Source organism: Pseudomonas sp. GM55 (assembly GCF_000282395.1).
GTDB lineage: Bacteria > Pseudomonadota > Gammaproteobacteria > Pseudomonadales > Pseudomonadaceae > Aquipseudomonas > Aquipseudomonas fluorescens_CC.
The window spans coordinates 1-3871 of record NZ_AKJJ01000124.1 but is presented as its reverse complement, the minus strand read 5'-3'; the positions used below and the strand labels follow the sequence as shown (position 1 = coordinate 3871).

At 63.5% G+C, this 3871-nt stretch carries 4 protein-coding genes; all 4 read left to right on the top strand.

Features of this window, described 5'->3' with window-relative positions; translation table 11 throughout:
* The first annotated feature begins 180 nt into the window (after positions 1-180).
* The 4 genes from PMI31_RS25355 (at position 181) to dmpG (ending at position 3815) form a co-directional block, all read left to right on the top strand.
* A complete protein-coding gene (locus PMI31_RS25355) occupies positions 181-954 on the top strand; it encodes a glucose 1-dehydrogenase (RefSeq protein WP_008022222.1) in 774 nt (257 codons plus the stop codon).
* A gap of 73 nt (positions 955-1027) precedes the next feature.
* Positions 1028-1819, top strand: a complete 792-nt coding sequence (locus PMI31_RS25350) for a fumarylacetoacetate hydrolase family protein (RefSeq protein ID WP_008022220.1) — start codon at positions 1028-1030, stop codon at positions 1817-1819.
* A 30-nt stretch (positions 1820-1849) separates the two neighbouring features.
* Positions 1850-2776 carry an acetaldehyde dehydrogenase (acetylating) gene (locus PMI31_RS25345; protein ID WP_008022218.1) on the top strand — a complete coding sequence of 309 codons (927 nt, stop codon included), beginning with the start codon at positions 1850-1852 and terminating at the stop codon, positions 2774-2776.
* Between the two features lie 10 nt (positions 2777-2786).
* On the top strand, positions 2787-3815 hold the full coding sequence (gene dmpG, locus PMI31_RS25340) for a 4-hydroxy-2-oxovalerate aldolase (RefSeq protein WP_008022216.1): 1029 nt from the start codon (positions 2787-2789) through the stop codon (positions 3813-3815).
* The last annotated feature ends 56 nt before the right edge of the window (positions 3816-3871 follow it).

The following is a 3871-nucleotide window of genomic DNA, read 5'->3' as shown; positions in this document are numbered from 1 at the left end:
CCTTGGTTACTTGGGGCTTTTCCAAGTAAGTCGCCGTAAGGGCGAAACCCTAAGTCGCCGTTACCGAAGAAACGGATATGTACACCATCCAATCCCCGCTAGTCCGTTGAGACGATGCCCAACCCGATCACCACAGCGATAGTAAACCCATCCAAAGTCGACCCCACGGAGCAAGGGCCCATGAGTATTTTGCAGCGTTTCCAAATGCATGGCAGCGTCGCCATTGTCACCGGCAGCGGCCGGGGTATTGGTCGGGCGATTGCCCTGGCGTATGCCGAAGCCGGTGCCGATGTGGTGTGCTCGGCGCGTTCGCTGGACGAGGTAGAGGCAGTGGCCGAAGAGGTACGCGGCCTGGGCCGACGCGCCCTGGCCATCGCCTGTGACGTCAACGATGCTGGACAACGCCTGGCGCTGGTGCGTCAAAGCGTTGAGCACATGGGCCGGATCACTCATCTGGTGAACAACGTCGGCGGTGGCGGGCCCAACGATCCGCTGGTGATGACGCCCGAAGAGTTCGCCCAGGTGCTGACCTTCAACGTCGCCACCAGCTACGCCTTCTGCCAGTTGTGCGTGCCACTGATGCGCGAGGCCGGTGGCGGCAACATCATCAATATCAGCTCGGTGGCGGCGCGTTATGCCCAGCGCCATTTCAGCGCCTACGGCACGGCCAAGGCGGCCCTCAGCCATCTGACCCGCTTGTTGGCCCAGGACTTCGCGCCGCAGATCCGGGTCAACGCCGTCGCCCCCGGCCCTACCTTGACCGAAGCGTTGAACGGCGTGATGCCCGCCGCCATGCGCGAGGCCATGGAAAACAACACCCCGCTCAAATGCCTGGGCACCCCGCAAGACATCGCCGCCGCCGCGCTGTACCTGGCCAGCCCCGCATCGGCCTGGGTAACCGGCAAGATCATCGATGTCGATGGCGGTGCCGACTCGTCGGTCTGGCCCGGCTGACCCACTCCTTTGGGCTCGCCTCTGATGATGTCGGGGCGGGCCTTTTTTCTTCCACCCATCTGGAGCCCTCGCCATGGACGCCCAATTGATCAACGCGCTCGGTGACGAGCTGTTCAACGCCCTGCGCAGCCGGCAGACGCTACCCCCTCTGACCCGCCGTTATCCGCAGATCACCCTGGAGCAGGCTTACCGCATTTCCCTGCACTTCCTGCAACGCCGTGAAGCCCTAGGCGAGCGCGTGATCGGCAAGAAAATCGGGGTCACCAGCCGCGCCGTGCAGGAAATGCTCGATGTCCATCAACCGGACTTCGGCTTCCTCACCCATGCCATGCAGGTCGAGGATGGCTGCGATGTCAGCCTGGCCCGATACAACCTGATCCAGCCACGGGCCGAAGGCGAGATCGCCTTTATCCTCGGCGAAGATTTGCAAGGCCCAGGCATCAGTGCCGAGGACGTGCTGGCCGCCAGCCAATGGGTCGTGCCGTGCTTCGAGATCGTCGATTCGCGAATCGATGACTGGCAGATCCGTATCCAGGACACCGTGGCCGACAACGCCTCCTGTGGCGTGTTCGCCCTCGGTACCCAGCGCATCGACCCGCGCTCGCTGGACCTGGCCGCCGTGCACATGCAAATGCTCAAAAACGGCCAACCGGCAGGCTCGGGCCTGGGGTCGGCGGTGCAAGGTCATCCCTGCGCCGCAGTGGCCTGGCTGGCCAATACCCTGGGTGAGCTGGGCATCCCGTTCCGCCGTGGCGAGATCATTCTTTCCGGTGCTCTGGCGCCGCTGGTGCCCGTGGTCGCCGGCGACCATATCAGCCTGTCCATGACCGGGCTGGGCGAAACCAGCCTGCGCTTCGTCCCTTGATCGCCCTTCCCTCTTCAGGAGCCAGAAAACATGAGTAAAAAGATCAAATGCGCGCTGATCGGGCCAGGCAACATCGGCACCGACCTGCTGTACAAACTGATGCGCAGCGAGGTGCTGGAACCGGTGTGGATGGTCGGCATCGATGCCACCTCCGAAGGCCTGTCGCGGGCTCGCGAGCTGGGCCTGAAGACCACCGCCGATGGCGTCGACGGACTGCTGCCGCATGTTCTCGAAGACCAGATCCAGATCGCCTTCGACGCGACCTCGGCCTATGTGCACGCGCAGAACTCGCGCAAGCTCAATGCCCTGGGCGTGTTGATGATCGACCTGACCCCGGCGGCCATCGGCCCGTATTGCGTGCCACCCGTCAACCTCAAGGCGCAACTGGGCCTGGGCGTGATGAACGTCAACATGGTCACCTGCGGCGGCCAGGCCACCATTCCGCTGGTGGCGGCGGTGTCCAGCGTGCAGCCGGTGGAGTACGCCGAAATCATCGCCACTGCCGCTTCGAAATCGGTCGGCCCCGGCACCCGGAAAAACATCGACGAGTTCACCCGCACCACTTCCAGCGCAGTGGAAAAGGTCGGCGGCGCGAAAAAAGGCAAGGCGATCATCATCATCAACCCCGCCGAGCCGCCGCTGATCATGCGCGACACCGTGCATTGCCTGACCGCCAGCGAACCCGACCAGCCGGCAATCACCGCCGCCATCGAGGCCATGATCAAGCAAGTGCAGCGCTACGTGCCCGGCTACAAGCTGGTCAACGGCCCGGTGTTCGACGGCAATCGGGTGTCGATCTTCATGGAAGTCGAAGGCCTGGGCGACTACCTGCCCAAGTACGCCGGCAACCTCGACATCATGACCGCTGCCGCGGCGCGCACTGCCGAGATGTTCGCCGAGGAAATCCTCAAGGGCGAGCTTGTGCTGAACGCTACCGTCCAAACCGCCCACGCATAAGGAGCCGACCATGGATCTTCGCGGCAAAAGCATCACCGTTCACGACATGTGCCTGCGCGACGGCATGCACCCCAAGCGTCACCAGATCAGCCTGCAACAGATGAAAGACATCGCCTGCGGCCTCGACGCGGCCGGCGTGCCGCTGATCGAAGTCACCCACGGCGACGGCCTCGGCGGTAGCTCGGTGAACTATGGCTTCCCGGCCCACACCGACGAGGAGTATCTGTCGGCAGTGATCCCGCTGATGAAAAAGGCCAAGGTTTCGGCCCTGCTGCTGCCGGGCATCGGCACCGTCGATCACCTGAAAATGGCCCATGAACTGGGGGTCAACACCATTCGCGTCGCCACCCATTGCACCGAGGCCGATGTCAGCGAACAGCACATATCCCACGCTCGCGGCCTGGGCATGGACACCGTTGGTTTCCTGATGATGGCCCACATGAACAGCCCCGAAGGCCTGGTCAAGCAAGGCTTGCTGATGGAAAGCTACGGCGCCAACTGCATCTACCTGACCGACTCGGCGGGCTACCTGCTGCCCCACGACGTCAGCGCCCGCGTGGCGGCGATGCGTGCGGCCCTCAAGCCGGAAACCGAGATCGGCTTTCATGGCCACCACAACCTGTCGATGGGCGTGTCCAACTCCATCGCCGCGATTGCCGCCGGGGCCAACCGGATCGACGCCGCCTGCGCGGGCCTCGGTGCCGGAGCGGGCAACACGCCGATGGAAGTACTGGTGGCGGTGTGTGACCGCATGGGCATCGACACCGGCGTCAGCGTGTTTGGCATCCAGGACGTGGCCGAAGACCTGGTGGTGCCGATCATGGACTTTCCGATCCGCAGCGACCGCGATGCCCTGACCATGGGCTACGCCGGGGTCTATGGCTCGTTCCTGCTGTTCGCCAAGCGCGCCGAGAAGAAATACGGCGTGTCGGCCCGGGAAATTCTCGTTGAGATGGGACGCCGTGGGATGGTGGGTGGCCAGGAGGATATGATCGAGGACACTGCCATGACGCTTGCTCGTCTGCGGCGGCAGGGGTAAGGCTTTTTTCAGGCGTACATATCCATTGCTGCGGTAACGGCTACTTAGGGTTTCGC